At 59.8% G+C, this 20,175-nt stretch carries 18 protein-coding genes, 1 pseudogene and 1 other annotated feature; of the genes and pseudogenes, 5 read left to right on the forward strand and 14 right to left on the reverse strand.

The window, feature by feature from the left end:
* Window positions 1-66 precede the first annotated feature (66 nt).
* From ACP7E0_RS31290 to ACP7E0_RS31300, 3 genes are all read right to left on the reverse strand, one after another.
* The gene (locus ACP7E0_RS31290; protein WP_426130836.1) at window positions 67-606 is read right to left on the reverse strand and encodes an NYN domain-containing protein; all 540 of its coding nucleotides are present in this window, start codon (window positions 604-606) and stop codon (window positions 67-69) included.
* Between the two features lie 80 nt (window positions 607-686).
* Window positions 687-1,541 carry a universal stress protein gene (locus ACP7E0_RS31295; RefSeq protein ID WP_426130838.1) on the reverse strand — a complete coding sequence of 285 codons (855 nt, stop codon included), beginning with the start codon at window positions 1,539-1,541 and terminating at the stop codon, window positions 687-689.
* Between the two features lie 14 nt (window positions 1,542-1,555).
* Window positions 1,556-3,022, reverse strand: a complete 1,467-nt coding sequence (locus tag ACP7E0_RS31300; protein ID WP_426130871.1) for a SulP family inorganic anion transporter — start codon at window positions 3,020-3,022, stop codon at window positions 1,556-1,558.
* A 296-nt stretch (window positions 3,023-3,318) separates the two neighbouring features.
* Window positions 3,319-3,369 (reverse strand) — a sequence feature (sul1 is cis-regulatory element that is thought to sense ions involved in sulfur or methionine metabolism; They are found in Alphaproteobacteria).
* 309 nt (window positions 3,370-3,678) lie between these two features.
* Here ACP7E0_RS31300 and ACP7E0_RS31305 point away from each other — a divergent pair.
* The 3 genes and pseudogenes from ACP7E0_RS31305 (at window position 3,679) to ACP7E0_RS31315 (ending at window position 5,769) form a co-directional block, all read left to right on the forward strand.
* Entirely contained in the window at window positions 3,679-4,254 is a 576-nt protein-coding gene (locus ACP7E0_RS31305; protein WP_426130840.1) for a hypothetical protein, read from the forward strand.
* 55 nt (window positions 4,255-4,309) lie between these two features.
* Window positions 4,310-4,891 (forward strand): cation transporter, encoded by a 582-nt coding sequence (locus ACP7E0_RS31310; protein ID WP_426130842.1) that lies wholly within the window; start codon window positions 4,310-4,312, stop codon window positions 4,889-4,891.
* A 75-nt stretch (window positions 4,892-4,966) separates the two neighbouring features.
* Window positions 4,967-5,769: pseudogene (locus tag ACP7E0_RS31315) on the forward strand (sulfite exporter TauE/SafE family protein).
* A 249-nt stretch (window positions 5,770-6,018) separates the two neighbouring features.
* Here the strand turns inward: ACP7E0_RS31315 and moaA are convergent.
* The 11 genes from moaA to ACP7E0_RS31370 all read right to left on the reverse strand — a co-directional run bounded on the left by moaA (window position 6,019) and on the right by ACP7E0_RS31370 (window position 19,121).
* A complete protein-coding gene (moaA, locus tag ACP7E0_RS31320) occupies window positions 6,019-7,068 on the reverse strand; it encodes a GTP 3',8-cyclase MoaA (RefSeq protein ID WP_426130844.1) in 1,050 nt (349 codons plus the stop codon).
* Between the two features lie 126 nt (window positions 7,069-7,194).
* Entirely contained in the window at window positions 7,195-8,430 is a 1,236-nt protein-coding gene (gene arsK, locus ACP7E0_RS31325) for an arsenite efflux MFS transporter ArsK (RefSeq protein ID WP_426130846.1), read from the reverse strand.
* Window positions 8,427-9,842: an FAD-dependent oxidoreductase gene (locus ACP7E0_RS31330; RefSeq protein ID WP_426130847.1), complete on the reverse strand. Its 1,416-nt coding sequence runs from the start codon at window positions 9,840-9,842 to the stop codon at window positions 8,427-8,429. The genes arsK and ACP7E0_RS31330 overlap by 4 nt, the downstream gene beginning before the upstream one ends.
* A gap of 57 nt (window positions 9,843-9,899) precedes the next feature.
* Complete coding sequence (locus ACP7E0_RS31335) at window positions 9,900-10,220, reverse strand: ArsR/SmtB family transcription factor (protein ID WP_426130849.1); 321 nt, start codon at window positions 10,218-10,220, stop codon at window positions 9,900-9,902.
* 267 nt (window positions 10,221-10,487) lie between these two features.
* The gene (gene glp / locus ACP7E0_RS31340; protein ID WP_426130851.1) at window positions 10,488-11,771 is read right to left on the reverse strand and encodes a gephyrin-like molybdotransferase Glp; all 1,284 of its coding nucleotides are present in this window, start codon (window positions 11,769-11,771) and stop codon (window positions 10,488-10,490) included.
* A gap of 67 nt (window positions 11,772-11,838) precedes the next feature.
* Window positions 11,839-12,222, reverse strand: coding sequence for a c-type cytochrome (locus ACP7E0_RS31345; RefSeq protein WP_426130853.1), 384 nt, complete (start codon window positions 12,220-12,222; stop codon window positions 11,839-11,841).
* Between the two features lie 57 nt (window positions 12,223-12,279).
* The gene (locus tag ACP7E0_RS31350; RefSeq protein ID WP_426130855.1) at window positions 12,280-14,745 is read right to left on the reverse strand and encodes an arsenate reductase (azurin) large subunit; all 2,466 of its coding nucleotides are present in this window, start codon (window positions 14,743-14,745) and stop codon (window positions 12,280-12,282) included.
* 12 nt (window positions 14,746-14,757) lie between these two features.
* Window positions 14,758-15,285 carry an arsenate reductase (azurin) small subunit gene (locus tag ACP7E0_RS31355; protein WP_426130857.1) on the reverse strand — a complete coding sequence of 176 codons (528 nt, stop codon included), beginning with the start codon at window positions 15,283-15,285 and terminating at the stop codon, window positions 14,758-14,760.
* Between the two features lie 140 nt (window positions 15,286-15,425).
* Complete coding sequence (aioR, locus tag ACP7E0_RS31360) at window positions 15,426-16,754, reverse strand: arsenic response regulator transcription factor AioR (RefSeq protein WP_426130859.1); 1,329 nt, start codon at window positions 16,752-16,754, stop codon at window positions 15,426-15,428.
* Window positions 16,744-18,210, reverse strand: coding sequence for an ATP-binding protein (locus tag ACP7E0_RS31365; RefSeq protein ID WP_426130861.1), 1,467 nt, complete (start codon window positions 18,208-18,210; stop codon window positions 16,744-16,746). The genes aioR and ACP7E0_RS31365 overlap by 11 nt, the downstream gene beginning before the upstream one ends.
* Window positions 18,207-19,121 (reverse strand): PhnD/SsuA/transferrin family substrate-binding protein, encoded by a 915-nt coding sequence (locus tag ACP7E0_RS31370; protein ID WP_426130863.1) that lies wholly within the window; start codon window positions 19,119-19,121, stop codon window positions 18,207-18,209. Before ACP7E0_RS31370 ends, ACP7E0_RS31365 begins: the two co-directional genes overlap by 4 nt.
* 140 nt (window positions 19,122-19,261) lie before the next feature.
* On the opposite strand from ACP7E0_RS31370, the gene ACP7E0_RS31375 reads away from it, so the two are divergent.
* Window positions 19,262-19,594: an ArsR/SmtB family transcription factor gene (locus tag ACP7E0_RS31375; protein ID WP_426130864.1), complete on the forward strand. Its 333-nt coding sequence runs from the start codon at window positions 19,262-19,264 to the stop codon at window positions 19,592-19,594.
* A 17-nt stretch (window positions 19,595-19,611) separates the two neighbouring features.
* Window positions 19,612-20,139 carry an arsenate reductase ArsC gene (locus ACP7E0_RS31380; protein ID WP_426130866.1) on the forward strand — a complete coding sequence of 176 codons (528 nt, stop codon included), beginning with the start codon at window positions 19,612-19,614 and terminating at the stop codon, window positions 20,137-20,139.
* Window positions 20,140-20,175: the final 36 nt, after the last annotated feature.

A 20,175-nucleotide genomic window follows, 5' to 3' on the forward strand; every position in this document is an offset into this window, starting at 1 on the left:
TCAACAGCGTTGCATTGATGGTCTTGTGCACGTCATCCAAAGCCGATGGCATCGGGACAATTTCACCTATGCGTCCGCATCCCGCGGCCGCGGCTTCTCCAATGCAATCGTCGGCAGGATGTCGGCGATGTCGATGAAGGTGTCTGCGAGATCAAGGAGCAGGGACGATGGCGCGATGGTTGCTGTGGCACCCAGTGTCGAAACCAGCGTCGTGCGGATGTCGTATTCCTTCAAGGCGCTCAAGAGTGGGGCCAGCTTTGCATCGCCGCCGACGAGGACGACGTGGTCACCCGGTTCGGCGAGAAGCAGCCCGTCTACAGCGATCTCAACGAGATTGGTGCCGTAGCGTTCACGAGGCTCGTTGCGGTCGTGCGTTCGCCCCTTCACGGTGAAGCCATTGTGTCGGAGCCAACCGAACAGCGATCTCTGCCGTTCGTCTTCGTTCGCGTCCCGAACGTCCCGATAGTAGATGGCGTGATCTGGGGGGGTGCCCCCGGTCACGAAATCGGCGAGCCTGCGCAGATCAAAGGGTGTCTCGAACACAGATTTCAGGCGATCGTAGTGGCTGCCGTCGATCAAAAGAATGGTCTGGATTTTTGTCGACATAATCGCTCTCCCCAGCATATGTCACGGGTTAATTTTACCTCCGAGCAAAAGGGCGGACGGCAACGCCCGCCCTGTTTGGATCAGCGGAAGATCACGACAGGAACCTTGCAGGACCTGATCATTTCTGTGGTCGTGGAACCCAGAAACAAGGCACGAAGGCGCGAGTGGCTGTAAGCCCCCATTACCAGCAGATCGAAATTCTCCCGCTCGATCATTTCAGAGATGACCTTGTCCGGCGGGCCGGCGACGATTTCGATCTCCACCGGATTACCAGCCGCTTTCAGGGCAGTGGCGGCATCCTCAAGTTTGCGACGTGCATCTGGAGTGTCCGTTCCCGCCATGACCAGCTTGCAGGGAAGGCCTGTCAGGATCGGATTGCGTGATACTTGATGCACCGCCTTTGCCGCCATGTCGCCACCGTCGAAGGCGATCAGTACCTTGTTGATCGGCTTGAAAGCGCGCGACGCGATAACGATCGCCTTGTGGGTGGAGCGGACAACTCGTTCGAGGTTCGAACCGAGGTGCATCTTGGCAAAGTCGGCACCTTCACCCCGTTTTCCGATCACGATGAGATCGGCTTCAGCCTCGAACTCGTGCACGGTTTCAGCGAGATCGCCATTGCGCAGCTTCGTCTCGACATTGCCAACCCCTGCGGCCTCAAGTCTTGCCTTTGCTTCCTCCAGCAGGAGGCGGCCGCGTTTCAAGGCGACCTTGGCCTTCTGGGCGTCGAGTTCGGCAAGTTCCTCAAGCAGTGCCGTCCGGGCACCAAAGCCGATGTTGCCGCTGAGGTTCACAGGCTCGCTGGCGATGTCACGTCGTCCGATCACGTGCAGGATTTTGGCCGAGACCTCGGTTTTGGTGGCGATCCAGGCGATATGGTCGCAGACGCTCTCCGCATAGACAGAGCCGTCGATCAACGCGATTATTCTTGTCATGGTCTGATCCTCCCTCAATGACCCATAAGGCGTTCCATCGCGCCGGGCTTGTCGTGAATTGCGAGCTTGTCGACGATGGTCTCGCTTGCTTCGTTGAGGCCAAGGATTTCGACCTCAGCGCCTTCCCGGCGGAACTTGAGCACGATCATGTCAAGCGCCGCGACACTGGAGATGTCCCAGATGTGGGCGTGGGTGACATCGATCACGACCTTCTCAAGCGCTTCCTTGAAATCGAACGCCTTGTTGAAATCTTCGACCGAAGCGAAGAACACCTGACCTTCGACGGTATAGGTGCGCTTCGTGCCATTCTCGGCGAGCGCCGATGTGATCCTGAAGATTTGAGCGATCTTCCAGGAAAAGAAGACGGCCGACAGAAGGACTCCGATCAGAACACCGATGGCAAGGTTATGCGTGGCAACGACACCGACGACCGTGGCAATCATGACAAACGACGACGAGCGCGGATGATCTTTCAGATTCTTGATCGATGACCAGGAGAAGGTGCCGATGGACACCATGATCATGATCGCGACAAGCGCCGCCATTGGGATTTGGCTGACAAGACCACCGAGGACAAGAATCATGAACAGCAGGAACATGCCCGCGCAGAAGGTCGACAAACGTCCGCGTCCACCAGATTTCACATTGATGATGGACTGGCCGATCATCGCGCAGCCTGCCATGCCGCCGATAAAGCCGGTCGCCGTGTTGGCAATGCCCTGGCCGATGCATTCGCGGTTCTTGTCGCTCGGCGTATCGGTCAGATCATCGACGATCTGGGCCGTCATCAGCGATTCCAGTAGGCCTACCGCTGCGACAGCCGCCGAGTAGGGCAGGATGATCAGCATTGTTTCCAGATTGAGCGGGATTTGCGGGATCAGGAAAACCGGAAGTGTCGACGGCAGTTCGCCCATGTCGCCGACGGTGCGGATGTCGAAGCCGAAATAGATCGATATCACGGTCAGCACGACGATGCAGACCAGCGGCGACGGCACGACCTTGGTGACATAGGGGAACAGATAGATGATGCCAAGCCCTGCGGCGACCATGACATAGGTCAGCATCGGCACGTTCGTCAGTTCCGGAAGCTGCGCCATGAAGATCAGGATGGCGAGAGCGTTGACGAACCCGGTCATCACGGAGCGCGACACGAAGCGCATGAGATACCCAAGCTTCAGAAACCCGGCGACGATCTGAATGAGTCCGGCTAGCACGGTGGCTGCGAGCAGATACTGCAGGCCGTGGTCTCGAACAAGGGTGACCATCAACACGGCCGTGGCGGCCGTTGCCGCCGAGATCATTCCCGGACGTCCGCCGACAAAGGCAATCAGGACTGCGATGGAAAAAGACGCGTAGAGGCCGATCTTAGGATCGACGCCTGCGATGATCGAAAAGGCGATTGCTTCGGGAATGAGGGCGAGGGCTACGACAAGTCCGGCGAGGACGTCGCCTCGGACATTGCCAAACCACTCGCTTCGCATCCGGGTTAGAAAATCCTGGTTCAAATGAGTATCTCCATGCCTGACCTGGGAGGTGGCCGCGGCTTTCGTTTTCTATGCGGTAGATGATGAAATGCCGGAAACGCACCCGCACGCACTCGCTTCTTCCCGTTGAACAGGTCAAAGCAAACCACGTCGGTCGAATGACCTTGCGCGTTATGATCGTCGAGAGTCGCCAGCAAGTTAGAATGCGGGCGGGGTTAGACTGTTACTGTCATTGGGAAGATCCAATCGGAAGCCTCGCTGCAGTGTGTCGATAAATCGATGCAGGAGTTAGCTGGTTGCCGAGGGATAGGCGCTCGGAGAAGCCACCCGATAACGGGTCCGTTGATTTGGGCAATATTGCGGCAAAGACGATGCAAATCAAGCGAAAACTTGTAGAGGCCGAGCCCCTCACAACAAGACAGCTCAGAGTGTGCCAACGATCTACTTGAGGAAATTGCGAGCCTGCGTTTCGAAGACGGCCGCCGGAAACGATCTTCCCCCGGACATTTCCGTACGCCACATGCGCGACATGAACGCCCAAGCCATGGCGATCTCATGACAAGAGTGCGGCTAAGCTCGATCTGGACAACAGCCAACCTTCAGGAAAGGGCAATCCCAGGACAAGCCACAAGCTCTCCTCCCGCGAGATCGGAATGATCCGCATTTATTCGAATCCGCGTGAGAAGGCTGTCGGCAAGGGCGGATGGTTCGGCGTCAGCAAGGCGCTCTACCGGGAGCTGGTGATGCAGGCCAAGGCCCTTGGCGTCATGAATGCCGTCGCCCATCATTCCCATTTCGGCTATTCCAACAGCGGCAAGCGTCAAAACGTGGGCTTCGATATAGCCAATCCGCGATCTGACCCTGAGCGTCGAACCCATAGCGGATCGGGAACAGCTCGAAGAGTTCTGCCGCACCCATGGGGCGCTCAGGAACAACAAGGTGATGCTGTCGCTGCCCAATTAGCTCGGCGTGGCCATGATGGCGGGAGGAGCAGTGCTCGTCGCATACCGGGCCTGAGATCAATACAAACTGGGAGGAGCAGGACGATGCGGGAGGAGGACCTATGGCGGCAATGGTATGCCTGGTTTCCGGTAAGGCCTACCGACGACGCACTGTTCTGGCTGGAGATCGTCTGGCGGCGAAGGAACCCGCAATCGGGACGCTGGAAATTGAAATCGTTTCGGACGGACCGAGAGAAGCAAGAGGAAGCGGCGCGCCGGGAGATATAGCGATCAGGGGACGTCGCCGTTTCCATACTGGGATCAGCAACAGGAGCAATGGTTCATGGACAGCGCAATTCGACGGGTCGTTCTGATCGTCGCACTCGCAAACCTGGCGTATTTCGGGATCGAGTTTACCGTCGCACTCAGGATCGGATCGGTATCATTGCTGGCAGACAGTGCCGACTTCTTCGAGGATGCCTCCGTCAATCTTCTGATCTTCGTGGCAATGGCGTGGTCGGCCAAAAACCGGGCGCGCGCCGGAATTGCCATGTCCATCATTTTGCTCGTTCCAGCAATCGCCTTTCTCTGGACCGCATGGCAGAAGTTCGAAGCCCCTGTTCCTCCGGAACCGCTCGCACTCAGCCTGACTGGTCTCGGTGCGCTCGTTGTCAATCTCTCATGCGCCTACCTTCTGGCGGCGTTCCGCGTTGCTAGAGGGTCTCTGACTAGAGCGGCGTTCTTGTCGGCGCGCAACGACGCCATCGCCAACATTGGGATCATCGCAGCCGGAGCGGTCACGCTTTTCCTTTGGCGGTCCCCATGGCCCGATCTGATCGTCGGCTTCGGAATTGCCTGGATGAACCTCGATGCCGCAAAGGAAGTTTGGTCAGCAGCACGGGAGGAGCACGAGGCGGCCGCCTAGTGTTTAGTGCTCCGGTTGTCGTCTCTCGCATTTCGAGTCATAGCTCATGATCAATGGCGAAGAGAGCGTGATACAATGGCTGAACCCGCATCGAAGAGTCTTTCGAGCAATCGTCCAGCAGCATTTTTCGGCGGAGCGGCAATACCCTTGGTGGATTGATCGGCCTTGGTGGCGCGGAGTTCCGTCTCCCCCTCCTGATCGGTCCCTTTGGCTTCGGAGCCCTGGAAGCCGTGATTCTAAACAAGGCCATGAGCCTGGTCGTCGTCGCGTTCGCGCTTCCCTTTCGCGCTGCGACCGTCCCCTTCGACCAGATCGCGGCGCACTGGCCGATCATCGTCAATCTTTTGGCGGGAAGCCTGGCAGGTGCCTGGCTCGGCGCGGGTTGGGCAACCCGACTGAAGTCCGAGACGCTCTACAAGGTGATCGCCATCTTGCTACTCGTCATCGCGGGCGTGCTAATGTTTGGTCACAACGTCGCAACAGGGTCGGCCCTTGTTTCGGGGACTGCGCAGATTATAGCAGGCGTGGTGGCGGGCCTCGCAACTGGAGTTGTCGCGTCCTTGCTTGGTGTCGCTGGTGGCGAACTTCTGATACCAACTCTCATCCTTTTGTTCGGAGCGGACATAAAACTCGCCGGAAGCCTCTCTCTTGTAGTGAGCCTGCCGACAATGATCGTCGGCTTTACCCGCTACAGCCGCGACCAGAGCTTTTCCGTCATTAGACGAAACCGGATATTCCTATTCGTCATGGCCCTGGGATCGATCCTTGGCGCGTTCATCGGCGGACAGCTTCTCGGTGTCGTGCCGAGTGCTGTGCTGCTGCCAAGTCTTGCCGTGATCCTCGTGATTTCAGCGATCAAGGTCTGGCGACACGCATAAGCGGCGACCACGAGCGTTCCAGCCGCAACCGCATGATCCTCAGCGGTCGTGCGACCGGGACCACCATGTAGTAGCTCGTCGGTTCGTGTAGGTGTTATACGATGTCCACTACGTCGCCGATGCAGCCTTGTTGGAACCGAACTTCTGAGCGAGACAGACATAAACCATCTCGCTCAGAAGTTCGATCAATGTCTGCGGATGATCGCCGGAAGGACTGGCACGGCGCCAGGGACAGCGAATGCCAGCGGCCTATCCGCCTGTCACACTCATGTGCCGGGCGACGGTGGGTTTGTCATGCGTCCGGTCGATGACGAAGTCGTGCCCTTTGGGTTTGCGTGTGATGGCCTCATCAATCGCCGCTGAAAGCAGGCCGTCGTCAGAACTTGCCCTCACGGCTGCTCTCAGATCTGCCGCGTCGTTCTGCCCGAGGCACATGAAGAGCGTTCCGGTGCACGTCAGGCGGACGCGGTTGCAGCTTTCGCAGAAATTGTGCGTCATCGGGGTTATGAAGCCGAGGCGGCCGCCCGTCTCTTCGACACGCACATAGCGGGCGGGGCCGCCCGTGCGATGTCCGGTATCGGTCAGCGTGAAATCTTTTTCGAGATCGGCGCGCAGCTTCGACAGAGGCAGATACCGGTCCGTGCGATCTTCGTCGATTTCGCCCATCGGCATGGTTTCAATCAGCGTGAGGTCCATGCCGCAGCGATGCGCGAAGCGCAGCAGATCCGGGATCTCGATGTCGTTGAAGTCCTTCAGCGCAATCGCGTTCAGCTTGACGTGGATGCCCGCCTTCAAGGCGGCGTCGATCCCTTCCATCACCTTTGCAAGCTCGCCCCAGCGAGTGACCTTCGTGAACTTTTCCGGATCGAGGGTGTCGAGTGACACGTTGATCCGTCGCACACCGCAGTCGTACAGTTCGTCGGCATGGCGCGCGAGCTGTGAGCCGTTGGTCGTCAGCGTCAGTTCGTCGAGCCCGAACCCGATCCGCTTACCGAGCTGCCGCACCAGAAGCATGATGTTCTTTCGCACGAGAGGTTCGCCGCCCGTCAGTCGAATCTTTCGCACACCCTTGACGATAAAGGCCGAGCACACCCGTTCGAGTTCCTCCAGCGTCAGAAGATCCTTCTTGGGCAGGAACTGCATGTTCTCCGCCATACAGTAGGTACAGCGGAAATCGCATCGGTCGGTGACGGAAACCCTAAGGTAGTTCACTGACCTCCCGAAGGGATCGATCATCGGCGACCCACGCGAGGTAAAATTGTCGGTGCCTTGCTGGTATGGAGGAAAAGCGGCGTTCATATGTCTCACCCGATGCCCGGAAACAAGGGTCCAATATGCACGAAACCAACTGTGAATGCTTCGGTTTTTTCACGTGCGCATGTCCATCCGAGCCCCCGGACGGACATCCTCGCTGGCATCGGCGAGTTAACTTGAATGCTCCTGAACCTGTCTCAGAAGCGTAATTGACTGCGACCGGAGAAGCGTGATCGCAGTGAAGGCGGCAACCGCAAGGCCTGCGGCAATGATGCCGACCGTGAGCGCCTCTCCGACACCCCATGACTGCATCATGAGCGCGAACGCGAACGGAGCCAGCGCAGATGAAAGCTGCCGTGCGGCGGTCACCCAGCCCAGCCGCGATCCGTAGCCAGTCCGCCCAAACAGCTCCAGGGGGAGGGTCCCGCCCACGATGCTGGCGAGACCCGATCCCAAGCCGAAGAGGATTGCGAACACGATCACGCCCGGAAGCCACGGGCTGGTCAGCAGCAGGACAGTCAGTGCTGAGGCCAGGAACCCAGCGGAAATCACCGCAAGCATCGTTTGTGACAGCCGCTCACCGAAGATCATATTGAGCAATCGGCTGGCGACCTGAGATGGCCCAAAGAGGGTCGATACCACCAGCCCCGCAGTGCCGAGCCCGAGGGCGGTGACCATGGGCACCATGTGAACCAGAATGGACGCGAGCACGAATCCTTCGATGGCGAATGCGGCGAGCATCAGCAGGAAGATCCCGCTCCCGGCTCCGGCTCCCCGCGCAGCCGCGCTGGACGCCACTTCGACGCCCGGTGTAGTAGGCGGTTCTGCCGTTCGCTTGCGGGATAGTTTCCACACCCAGTAGTGCACGGGAAGGCAGACCAGAACGTTGAGAAGCGCGAAGACCAGGTAGATGCTCCGCCAGGACAGATGCTCATGGAGCGTGGCCGTCAAAGGCCAGAACAGGGTTGAGGCGAAACCAGCAATGAGAGTGAGATGCGTAATGCTTTTCTGTGCCCTGGCTCCTCCCACCTGGACGATGGCGGCGAACGCCGTGCTGTAGAGCACGAATATCGAGGCGACCTCCATGGCCACCAGCGAGATGCCAAGAGTAAGCGCATTCGGCGAAAGCGCGGCGGCGGCGAGAGCCACGCCTGCCGCCAGGGATCCTGGGACCATGAGACGTCCCGCCCCATAGCGGTCCGCCCAGGCGCCTGCCTTCGGCGCTAACGCTGCCCCGACAAGGAGCGCGAGCGACAGCAGGCCGAAGAGCCGCTCGACCGGCACCGAGAACTCCCGCGCCATGTCAGGCGCGAGAATGCTGAACGAGTAGTATAGCGTGCCGTAGCCGATGATCTGTGTCGCCCCGAGTGCCCAGATAAGGCTCGCGGGGGCTTTTTCGTCTATCATTCCGCGGGCTCCGTTTGGACTGCCTTTGCCGGGGTCGAGCACCCGCAGCCGGACTTGCCTTCAGCTTTCGCTTCTACATCGGCGACGCAGCACGCATCCACTTCGGCCTGAGCGGGGCCACCGCAGCATCCTGAGGCCGACGTTCCCTTGGGGGATGGAATCGTCACGCTGCACACTCCTGTCTCTGGCAGCACAAGATGCACCTCGCGCGCCGCCTGGTGGTCTCCTGCGAGTTCAGCCACCACCGACCGCACCTGTTCGTATCCCGTCAGCATCAGGAACGTCGGCGCGCGTCCGTAGGACTTGGAGCCGACAATGAAGAATCCTGGCTCCGGCTGCATCAGTTCTACGACTCCGTGGGGTGGGACAGTTCCGCACGAATGGAGGTTTGGGTCGATCATCGGAGCAAGCAGGCGAGGGGCTTCTACGGCCGTGTCGATGTCGAGGCGAAGCTCGCTCAGCATGTCAAGGTTGGGTCGGAACCCTGTTGCCACGATGATCCTGTCGAAGACGAGCCGCTCGGACACGCCGTCAATCAGCGCGACAACTTCCAGCCCGTCACCCACCGTCTGTATCGACTGCGCGGAGAACGGTGCCAGCAGCCGGACACGGTCGCTACCGATTGCCTCCTTCGCAGCGAGACCGAGTTCCCCTCGTGTGGGAAGCTGGTCGTTCAGACCACCGCCCAACAGGCGATCGATTCTGTTTCGGCGTAGTGCCAACGAAACCGTCGTCGTCGGTGAAGTCTTCTGAAGATCCATCAGGGCGAGTACGACGTTGATGGCCGAATGGCCACCGCCGACCACGAGGACAGAGCGCCCGGCAAAGTCCGCCTCGGCCCGGCCTGCCACGTCAGGAATGCCGTAGGAGATCTTGTTCGCTGCAGCCTTCTCTCCAATTACCGGAAGCCCGTCGATCCCTATGGGACTGGGCCGTTTCCACGTGCCGGATGCGTCCAGCACGGCTCGTGCTTGGACGGCTTGTTCCACCCCTTGCGCGTCGACGTATCGGATATCGAAGGGAGCGGCCTCACGTCCCTTGCTCGTTACCTTGTCGAGGCCCTGTCGGGTGATCGCCGTGACAGTCGCATCATAAATGACGCTCTTCGCCATCGCCGGAATTCGAGACAGCGGGTCAAGATAGCGTTCGACAATCTCGAATCCTGTCGGGAGGACCTCCTCGTCCGGCGTCGCCCAGCCTGCCTTCGAAAGGAGTTCTACAGCAGCAGCCTCGGTCACATAGCGCCATGGCGTAAAGACCCTCACATGCCCCCATGACCTCAGTGACGTTCCTGCGGACGGCCCGCTTTCGAGGACGAGGGGCCGGAGGCCACGCTGCAAAAGCTGCGCGGCGGCGGCAAGACCGACGGGACCGGCACCGATGACAGCGACTGGCAGATCCTGTTTTTCCATATTCTATACTCCTTCTATATTTCTAGCAGTTTCGAAATATTTAGTCAAAAAAAGGGGTCAGGCTTCCGCCGTCTCCCTGTCGTCTACACAGCGTCCGTCCGCACAGCATTCGTCCGAGAGATAGCCGATAAGGGCGGTCATAGTCTTGTAGTTCGCTCTGCAGATGAGCGTGGTGCCGTTCCGTTCCTGTGTGACGAGCCCTGCGTCGATAAGCTTCTTGCAATGGTGCGAGAGTGTCGAGCCGGGGATGTCCAGCTTCTGCTGCAGCCCGCCCACGGGGAGGCCGTCGACGCCTGCACGGACAAGCATGCGGTAGATGCGCAGCCGTGTCGGGTTGCCCAAGGATTCCATCTGCGATGACGCTATTTCGATATTCATGGAAATATATGTACTGCTGCGAAAGACTTGGGTCAAGTGAAAATCGATACGGGAGTTAGATCCACATCGGGGGGCTGGTTATATGGTGCTACCGCTCGAATCCTTGCCTTCGTTGCTATCTGGTCCTTCCCTTATGGCTCGGAGGGAATCGACGGCACACAGATCTAGGTCAAACCAGGAAAGCACAACATTTAGGATTAGCTAACCTGAATAAGTCGATGTTTTAAATATATCGTAGCAAGCTAACGCCCTGGTCCGAATAGTGCGTCAACTTCCGAACGGTTCGTATCGAACGACCGTGCCTTCAGGTATGTGGATCCTTTCAGGGCGCAGTACCGCGAACCCGTCGGCAACTGCCATCGGCAACAGGCTGCCAGATGATCCGCGGCCGAGCCTCGCCAGAACCGGGAGCCCCATCTCGTCCCGGCCAATCACCTTAACCGGAACGAATTCTGTGCGTCCCTCGCGTTTGCGATAGTCGAACCCGGCCACGGCGGGATACCAGTCGACACTATGCTGCCGAAATCCCGAAGTCGCCCGAATTGCAGGGAGCCCGATCTGGCCTAGAACCACGGCGGCCGCCATCGGATTACCGGGCAAGCCGATGAAAAGTGCACGACCGACCCGTCCGACGGTGGCAGGCTTGCCTGGCCGCATGGCCACGTTAAGGACCTCGAGCCGTGCATTGCAAGCCTCCAGTGCCGTCCGCATATGATCGGCAGCACTATGCGACATGCCTCCGGACGTCAGAACTACATCATGTTCCTGCGACGCCATCTGCAACGCGTCCCGTATCGCGCCAGGATCGTCGCGCAGATGACCGAGGTCCGTAAACTCGATCCAAGGCAACGACAGCATTCCCGCTGTCATATAACGGTTGGAATCGTAAATCTGCCCTGATTGAAGGGCTTCCCCCGGACGTCGCAGTTCCGAACCGGTGGTGATCAGGGCGACGCGGACACGCGGTCGGATGTCGACCACGTTTATGCCTGAAGCAGCCAACAGGGCGGCTACATGAGGGGAGATGAGGGTGCCGGAGGAAGCTAGCTGGACGCCTGGCGCAACGTCTTCTCCGAGTTTTCGAATATTCTCGCCGACTTTGGGTAGATAAGCTGTCCGTACAGTGTCTCCAAGGCGCCTGCACTTCTCGCGCACGATGACGGCGTCGAAGCCTGTTGGAACTGGTGCACCAGTGTAGATCTCTACGGTCATGCCGGGCAGGGCTGATGCTTCCCGTATTCCGTCGCCGGCTGCCATCGTACTCAAGATCGGCAAGGTCCACGGGCCGGGGCCACTGAGATCGCACGACCGCACCGCAAAACCGTCCATCGCCGAATGGTCAAAGCGCGGCAGGGCGGAGGATGCATGAACGTCGCGGGACAAAACTCTCCCGTTGGCGTTGCGGAGATCGACTCGGTCCGACCCAGACAAGGGCTGGGCCGTCGCGACAGCCGTCGCCACGGCGTCGTCGAACGAAAGAAGAGCTTTCCTCTCTGCGCCTATGCCGCCGCAATCACCAGCGGCTGGTTCGAGGGCGATTTTAATGTTCATCCGGGCCTCCCTCCCATCATGCAAGGCGCCGCCCGCAAACCGCGGCGCGCTGCGGCGGGCGTCGAAGTCAAGGGCCGGGGAATGTCTTCAGATAGGCGATGATGTCCGCGATCTCTTCGGGCTTCTTCAGGCCTGCGAACGCCATCTTTGTCCCCTTGATGTATACCTTCGGATTGGCGAGATATTCGCTGAGGTGGCTCTCGTCCCAGGACCAGCCTTCCGCGGCCTTCGCCTTGAAAGCGGCCGAGTAGTTGAAACCTGGAGCGGCCGCTACCTTGCGACCGACGATTCCGTTGAGCTCGGGGCCGACCTTGTTCTTGGCACCATCTCCGACGGCGTGGCAGACCGCGCACTTCTTGAACACGGTGGCGCCTGCCTCGGCATTTCCGTCGGCAAGGGCAGGGATGGCGGGCAGTAGACAGAGAGATGCAATTGCAATGAGCTTGCGCATTTCAGATTCCATGTTGGTGATCGTGGGAGGGCGGACCCGCCGCCCTCCTGCGGATGGTCATGCCGACTTGTATTCCTTCGGCTTGAACGAGAGGTGCTCGACGTTGCGCGGGGCGTCGGAGATCTTGCGGATGTCGCCCCAAGTCTGCTTGTAGTTCGGAAGGATCAGTTCGTTGGTTCCCGCGTTGACGACGTTGCCCTGCACGCCCGTCGGATAGCCGAAGAGCATGAAGGTCTCGCCGCGCCGCGCGGTCGGCGTCGGATAGGCCATCGCCTGCGTCGCTCCCGCGTCGTTGTAGACTTCCACCAGGTCGCCCTGCTTGATGCCTGCGTCTGTCATGTCCTGCGGGTTCATCTCGATAAAGGGATAGGGCCACCGGTCCATGACAAAGTCGTTTTCCTGATCCAGATAGGCGGACTGCCAGACGTGGTTCGCACGGCCATTATTGATCAGGTACTTGTGCTTGTCCTTCTGCTCCTGCTTGCCCTTGGCTTGCAGGCCGCGCCATTCGGAGGCCATGAAGGTCGCCTTGCCTTCCTTGGTCGAGAACTTGCCGTCCTCGTAGAGGCGTTTTGTCCCGACCAGCTTGCCATTCTCGAAGCCCGTGGCGGGCTCCTGCACGCCGTTATTGCCCATGGCCCTCAGGCGCTCGTAAGTGACGAATTCGCCACCACCGGCGACCTTGTGATAGCCGTCCATGAACGCGTCCTCCTCGGTCTTCCAGTCGAAGCCCTTGAACTTGTCGGCGTAGGCGGCGTCACCCATGTCGCGCAGCACACGTTCGATGTTGTTGGCAAGACGAGCAGCGATGAGGGAGTCTGGCATCGACTGGCCGGGCGGGTCCATGTACCGCTCGGTGAGCCGCAAGCGCCTCTCGCCGTTCATCGACGTCAGGTTTGCCTCGCCGGATGTTGCGGCCGGAAGGATGACGTGGCAGGCCTGTCCGATCTTCGTCGGAATGATGTCGACGTTCACGGCGAACAGTCCGCCCTGGTTGATGGCCTCGACGATCGCCTTGACCATCGCGTCGCGGTCGCCGTAGGGCGCGTTGCTCATCGCGTCCTTCACGATGTCGGTGCGCTTCTTGTAGACTTTCTTGAACTCGTGCGCGTTCAGCGTCGTTTTGTAGTGGTCGCAACCCCAGATGTGATGGACCGCACCCTTGCCGCTTATCAGGAGCTGGTCGACATAGGCGGCGGGCTTGCCGACATGGGCGTCGGACGGACGCGCATAGCCCTCCTGGTGGCCACCGAGACGCACACAGCCGCCGCCCGGACGTCCGATGTTTCCGGTCGCAAGTGCGATGTTCACAAGCGCGGCGTTCGTGCGGTAGTTGTCGTTGCCCCAGATCAGGCCCTTCTCGTAGGGAAGCATCGTCCGGCGACGTTTGCCTTCCGCCTTGGGTTCCGCGATCCAGGCGGCAGCCTTTTCAATATCCGCGACGGAGACGCCGCAGATTTTCGACGCATCTTCGAGCGAGGTCTTGTTCGCCTTGACGGCATCATCGAACCCGCTGGTGCTGGCATCGATAAACGCCTTATCGGTCCAGCCCTTCTCGGCAATGTGCGAGAAGATGGCGTTGAACAGTGCAAGGTCGGTTCCGGAGTTGATGGCGAGATGGAGCACGTTCTCCTTGCCGGCCTCCGCCTCGCAGGCGTTGATGGTCACGGTGCGGCGAGGATCGACGAAAACCATCCTGACCTGAGGATGTTCTTCGCCCGGCAGCTCCGCGTTCTTCTTGTCCGCCGTTCCACCGCGCATGTTCGGAACCCAGTGGTTCAGGAAGTAGTTGGTCTGGGTCTCGAGCGGGTTCGCACCGACACAGAAGATCGTATCGGCGAGTTCCGCGTCCTCGTAGCAGTTGTTGAGTTCACCGACGCCCATGTCCCTGGTGGCGTGTACCTCGGAGTTGTAAGCGGGGCGGTTGTGGATGCGGATGTTCTTGACCTTCATCGCCTCGAAATAGAGTTTTCCCGTACCCCAGGTATTCTCATAGCCACCGCCCGCACCACCATGGTCGTAGGCCGAGACATAGAGCGCATCCTCGCCTTTTTCCTTGATGATGGTGGCGGTCACGCGGGCCACGAGATCGAGAGCATCCTCCCAGCTTGTCGGCTGCATCTGCCCGTAGCGCCAAACGAGCGGATCGGTAAGGCGTTGCTGCTGCGTGTTGCGAGCCTCCGAGAAGCTCATCTCCGCCATGCGCGCGCCGCGGACCGACCCGAGACCGGAGTTCACTACACACTCCTTGTCAGGCTTGATGACGATGTGAACGTCCTGGCCTTGCTGCTTGACGACGTTGTACATGGAAGGCGAGTACCAGGCGTCCGTTTCGGCTTCCTGCTGCTGGGCAAGGTCGACGCCAAAGACGTTCTTGTCCGGCGCGGTCCCACCCTGCTTGTTCATCGGCCACGTGTATGCATGGTATCCGCATCCGACGATGCAGAAATGGCACGTGACGTTATGTTGCTTGGCGTCTGCGGGAATGATCGGCAGACGGTCGATGTGACGTTTGAAAGCCATGATCGTTACCCCTTAGATGACGTTTGAAAGGCGGCCGTACAGAAGCTCGTCGACGCCTTCGGCGAAGACGTCTCCGTTGTCGGCGACGCGCAGCATGTACTGCGGAAGGTTCTGCGTGGCCTGGCCCCAGACCTGCTGTCCCCCCTTTTCGGGGTCGAACACGGAATAGTGGCCGGGACAGTTGAACGTCCGCTCTTCGGCTGCATAGCTGAGGGGGAAGCCCTTGTGAGGACAGATCGTGGAAAAGCCGACAATGTCACCGTCGGGCCCGACGCCGCCTTCGACGCGCACGCCGAGCTTCAGGAGAACGCCTGCAGCGTTTTCGTCAGGGTAGGTGACATCGAGAGGTTCGTTGACGACCAGTTCCGAAATGTTGCCCAGTCGGTTCGACGGGTACTCGACCCCGGCTGAGGGGATGGCTGCACGCGCCTGGGTTGCCCCGGCTCCAACGGCGGCTACGGTCGCGCTCGCCGCTGCGAGTGCGCCTCCGCGTAGAAACTGACGTCTACCAACGTCGATAATCGTCCGACAGCGTGACATGCGATCCTCCCTCAAGTTGATGTCCTTGAGAGGTCTTCTGCAATCGTCGTGCCAACAGCGTTGGCGCTGGTTTCCATGACTTCCGCAGGAAAAGGGTAGCTCTAGCGTTCGAACTTCCGGACGATGCAGGTTCGGGATGTTCAGTTTTCCGAACGTCCTCCACCTTCGATACCGAACCTTGTCATCTTCTCCCAGAGAGTAGTGCGGGAAACGCCGAGCTGCCGCGCCGCCTGCGAAATCTGACCGTCGGTCGCGCTGAGCGCTCTGATGATCTGTCTCCGTTCGGCTGCATCACGGGCATCCGCCAGCGTTGAGACTGGAGGCCCTACTGCGGAGGGCTTTGCATCAGGAAACAGATCCGCTGGCATCAGGAGGACATTCTCGGAAAGTGCGGCGGCTCGTTCGAGCCGGTTGCGAAGTTCTCGAGCGTTTCCAGGCCAGCCATGTTCAAGCATGGCGTCCTCCGCCAGCGCGCTGATACCGCGCACCGGCGTATCGCGCTGCTCCACAATTTGTTCGAGGAAGCGCTGGGCCAGCCACAGGATATCTTCGGGCCGGTCCCGCAGTGGTGGGAGCGTTACAGGCAACGCCGACAGCCTGAAGTAGAGGTCGTTGCGGAAAGTGCTTCCGTCAGAGCCGATGTCATGATGGGTTGCGCAGACGATCCGTGCCTTGAAAGGGATCTGTACTTCACTGCCAAGTCGGTGAAACCTCCCGTCCTCCATGAGCCGAAGCATCTTCGCCTGCAGATGCAGAGGCATGTCGCCGATCTCATCAAGGAATAGGATCCCGTCGCTGGCTCTTTCCGCATAGCCGCGGTGGAGCTGATGTGCGCCTGTGAACGCTCCCTTATCGTGGCCGAACAGCTCGCTCTCGAGCAGTTCGCTGGGGATGGCCGCACAGTTGACCGCGATGAAAGGCGACGAGGGGCGGGCGGACACCTGATGTAGGAACCGGGCACTGACCTCCTTGCCCGTGCCTGTCTCTCCCTGGATGAGGACGGGCAGGGGATGAACCGCATAGCGGCGCAGCATCATCTCCACGCCGCGCATTGCGGGGGAAATTCCGAGGACGCCCTCGTTGCCGTCGGACGGCCTTGACCGGAGACTGGAGGATATCCGGTCGAGCAGGGCGGACATCTCGAAGGGCTTGGTGATGTAGTCGACCGCGCCGCTGCGCATGAGGCGAACCGCCTGATCTATGTCCCCGTATCCCGACATGAACAGGAACGGAGTCGAGGCTTCGCGACAGCTCCGCCGGAAGACGTCCTCGCCATTCATGTCCGGCAGCCGGATGTCGCAGAGGACGAGGTCGAAGGCCTCCATGCCGCCTGACAGGCCGCGAAGCGCGTCCTCGCCTTTCGTCCACCACTCGACGCGATGCCCTTCCAGGGACAGGCGTTGACAGAGAGACTCCCCCATTATCGGGTCGTCTTCCAGGATCGCGATCCGTCCCGTTTCACGCTGCATGGATCATTTCCTCCTCGGTGTTCGAGATCGGCAGGTGCAGCTCGATCAGCGCTCCGCCGTAGTCACTTCCGCCCACACTCACACGGCCCCCGACGCCGTCGACCATCCTGCGGACCATCCATAGCCCCAGCCCGCCGGCTGCATGGCTTGCAGGCCATGGATCGCCCGACGTGAGGACATCCATTGCCGCCTTGGTAAGACCTGGACCGGAGTCTGCCACTGAAAGAATGAGCGTCGAACCGTGGTTGTCAATGCGCATCTCAACGGCAACCGTGCCGTCATCGCCTGCGGCAGCGCTGGCATTGAGCACGACATTCAGCAGCGCCTGGCGCACAGCCGAGCCCGGCAACGCAGGAATGGTCAGGTCGGTAGGACAACTCATCCAGGTCAAGGTCTGCCGTCGGCTAGCGATCACGGGCTCCACGAGGACACGGACGTCTTCAAGGTCTCCCACGACCAGCGGCCTGGCTGACCGGTCGGGCCGATAGGTTGCGAGCGCGGCCTGGACGACGTCACGGATACCAGCCAGCCCGCGCTCCAGAAGGGAGAGGCTTGCATCGCGGACACTCTCGGCCGAACCGTGACGCTTCAATGTGTCGATGCAATTGAACAGGCCACCAAGGGGGTTATTGATTTCGTGCGCCATGCTGGAGGCTAGCCGCCCCAGACTCGCGAGCTTCTCCTCTTCGGCCAGACGATGGGTCAGCACGCTGCGCTCCCGCTCGGCTTCAACCAAGGTGTTGAAACCATGAAACAGGTCCGCGAATTCGCCGCTTCGAGCTGGGAACTCCTCCAGCGTGATCGGTTGTGGTGTCCCGGCCACGCCCGAACGCATATGGTCCGCAAGCGTCTTCACTGGCTTCACCATACGGCGGGCGATCACGTAGCCAACTGTTGCAAACACCAAGGCCAGAACGGCGTTGGTTGCCAGGAGGGTATACAACACCTGTCGCCTCTCAGCGACGAGGTGCGAGATGTCGAAGGACGCCTGGACCGTTCCCACCCGTCTGCCCTGATACAGGAGCGACCGCACGCCGAACCCCGTGTGGGTCGACCAGTCGATCTGCGTGCCGCCTCCCGACATGCGCTCCGCGTATTGTGCGGGGAGTGGAGACAGCACCGGAATTTTCCGCGGATCGCTCGTCGCGATGACCCTGTCGTCCCGTCCCGTCACTACCGTCTCCATCGGCGCGACCGTGGTGAAGATTGATCGGGTGCGATCCAGTATGTCGTAGGTTTCCCAGATGTCTTCCCTGAGGACGGCAGGCATGAGCGCGGTCGAAAGCCCATCGAAGTATGTTCCGATCACCGCGGTAAGATGCTGTTCCTGCATCTCGTAGAGCTTGTTCAGAACACGCTCCGAAATGATGACGCTGATGACGATCATGAGGATCGCCACCATCGCTGGGACACGAAGGGTGAGGGGAATACGCTGGAGGTAGGAGATCACCTTCACCCGAGGCTCCTGACATGTGCCATGTTGGCAGCGATGCTGTCGAAGGTCGATTGAGGTGCATCGACGAAACCATCAAGTTCCAGCCGGGCCAGCACCGATCGTCCGACAGGGTCCGACGCCATGTTGAGGAACGCCGACTGCAATGTGTTAAATACCTCTGTGTTCTGTAGTCTTGCTGGCGCAGCCACCGGTGGGAAACCATGCCAGGTAGATCTGATCAGGACCCTCGTCTGATCCACCAGACCCGGCTCGAGGTTTCGCATTACCTCCCAGACGTAGCCGTCCACGCTGCCCGAATCGGCCAGACCCGAAGCGACTGCCCGGATCACGTTGCGGTGCCCGTAGGTGAAGAATGTCTTGCGGAAGAAACTGTCCTCACTGGTATGCCGCTCGGACAAGTACGCCTTCGTAACCAGATATCCCGAGTTTGAATCCGGATCCGAGAAGGCGTGGACATTACCTTTGCAGTCGTCCAGCGTCTTTGCCCGGCTCTGCGATCCCACGATGAAGTAGGACTGGTACAACGGACGTCCGCGCCAGAGCGGAGTAGCAAGCAGCGCAAGGTCATCGTGAAATTTCTGGTAGGGATAGCCACAGATCCATGCGGCCTCGAGGTTCCCCGCAACGAGAAGCGCGGTGACCTCCTGATAGGTCCGTTGTGTTACGAGCTGAACCTCGTGCCCGGTCGCCTTGGTCAGATAATTCCTTAGTTCATCAAGCACGTCGATGTCGTTCGACAGAAATACAGGGGTGAGACCGAATCGCAGGACACTTTTGTCAGATCGCGATTCCAAAGCTGCACCAATAGCCGGTGACGAGATCAGCGAGAGTGCCCCGCCAAGGAACGATCGCCTGCCAAGGACCGTCGCTCCAGCGCTCGGACAGTCCGGACGAAGCTCTTTTTCCTGCATCGCTGTTCTCCTCCTCCACCGCATTGCATCGGACAGGACTCCCATCCCCTCCGGCGCTCTTGAGAAAGCTCCTCAACCTTCTCGCTGCAATTTGTAGCACCAAGGGTTGACGCTGTCCATATTTCCAGTATTCTCGATATATGGAACAGGAAAGCGCAATTCTCGCCCTTGCGGCACTCGCCCAGTCGACCCGGCTGGAAACCTTTCGTCTGCTTGTGAAGGCGTCGCCAGACGGCCTGCCCGCTGGCGAGATCGCCCGCTCACTCGCGGTGCCTCACAATACCATGTCGACCCATCTCAATATTCTCGCGCGCGCGGGCCTGATTTCGGCCGAGCGCCGCAGCCGGCTCATTGTCTATCGCGCCGAAATTACGCGTCTGAGCGATCTGACGCTGTTTCTCGTGAAGGACTGCTGCGGAAGCAATCCTGACCTATGTGCTCCGCTAATTGCAGAACTCGAACCCTGCTGTTAAAACCGAAAGGTGCCCCTATGACCAAGACGACCTTCAACGTGATGTTTCTCTGCACGGGAAACTCTGCACGCTCGATCATCGCCGAAAGTGTTCTCCGGAAGGATGGAGCAGGCAAGTTCAACGCTTTCTCTGCTGGCAGCTACCCAAAGGGCGAAGTGAATCCTTTCGCCATCGAGACGCTTGCTGGCCATGGCTATCCGGTCGACGGCCTTCGTTCCAAAAGCTGGGACGAGTTCGCCGCTGCTGGTTCCCCTGAACTCGATTTCGTCTTCACGGTCTGCGACAACGCCGCGGGCGAGGCGTGCCCTGTCTGGCCAGGACAACCGATGACGGCCCACTGGGGCGTCGAGGATCCGGCCGCGGTAGAGGGAACCGACGCAGAAAAGCGTGTCGCCTTCGCCACCACCCTTCGATACATGAAGCTGCGCATCGCTGCCTTTGCCGCACTGCCTGTCGAAAGCTTGGAGCATCTGAGCCTGACAGCGAAGCTGCACGATATCGGACAGATGGAAGGCACGTCCACCCAAAGGTCCGACGTCGCATGAGCACCCCGGTCGACATCGTCATCTATCACAATCCCG

The organism is Pararhizobium sp. PWRC1-1 (assembly GCF_049897905.1).
Lineage (GTDB): Bacteria > Pseudomonadota > Alphaproteobacteria > Rhizobiales > Rhizobiaceae > Pararhizobium.

Coding starts and splice junctions, on each gene's coding strand:
- ACP7E0_RS31290 (WP_426130836.1), bottom strand. CDS start 606: ATGTCGACAAAAATCCAGACCATTCTTTTGATCGACGGCAGCCACTAC.
- ACP7E0_RS31295 (WP_426130838.1), bottom strand. CDS start 1,541: ATGACAAGAATAATCGCGTTGATCGACGGCTCTGTCTATGCGGAGAGC.
- ACP7E0_RS31300 (WP_426130871.1), bottom strand. CDS start 3,022: ATGCGAAGCGAGTGGTTTGGCAATGTCCGAGGCGACGTCCTCGCCGGA.
- ACP7E0_RS31305 (WP_426130840.1), top strand. CDS start 3,679: ATGATCCGCATTTATTCGAATCCGCGTGAGAAGGCTGTCGGCAAGGGC.
- ACP7E0_RS31310 (WP_426130842.1), top strand. CDS start 4,310: ATGGACAGCGCAATTCGACGGGTCGTTCTGATCGTCGCACTCGCAAAC.
- moaA (WP_426130844.1), bottom strand. CDS start 7,068: ATGAACGCCGCTTTTCCTCCATACCAGCAAGGCACCGACAATTTTACC.
- arsK (WP_426130846.1), bottom strand. CDS start 8,430: ATGATAGACGAAAAAGCCCCCGCGAGCCTTATCTGGGCACTCGGGGCG.
- ACP7E0_RS31330 (WP_426130847.1), bottom strand. CDS start 9,842: ATGGAAAAACAGGATCTGCCAGTCGCTGTCATCGGTGCCGGTCCCGTC.
- ACP7E0_RS31335 (WP_426130849.1), bottom strand. CDS start 10,220: ATGAATATCGAAATAGCGTCATCGCAGATGGAATCCTTGGGCAACCCG.
- glp (WP_426130851.1), bottom strand. CDS start 11,771: ATGAACATTAAAATCGCCCTCGAACCAGCCGCTGGTGATTGCGGCGGC.
- ACP7E0_RS31345 (WP_426130853.1), bottom strand. CDS start 12,222: ATGCGCAAGCTCATTGCAATTGCATCTCTCTGTCTACTGCCCGCCATC.
- ACP7E0_RS31350 (WP_426130855.1), bottom strand. CDS start 14,745: ATGGCTTTCAAACGTCACATCGACCGTCTGCCGATCATTCCCGCAGAC.
- ACP7E0_RS31355 (WP_426130857.1), bottom strand. CDS start 15,285: ATGTCACGCTGTCGGACGATTATCGACGTTGGTAGACGTCAGTTTCTA.
- aioR (WP_426130859.1), bottom strand. CDS start 16,754: ATGCAGCGTGAAACGGGACGGATCGCGATCCTGGAAGACGACCCGATA.
- ACP7E0_RS31370 (WP_426130863.1), bottom strand. CDS start 19,121: ATGCAGGAAAAAGAGCTTCGTCCGGACTGTCCGAGCGCTGGAGCGACG.
- ACP7E0_RS31375 (WP_426130864.1), top strand. CDS start 19,262: ATGGAACAGGAAAGCGCAATTCTCGCCCTTGCGGCACTCGCCCAGTCG.
- ACP7E0_RS31380 (WP_426130866.1), top strand. CDS start 19,612: ATGACCAAGACGACCTTCAACGTGATGTTTCTCTGCACGGGAAACTCT.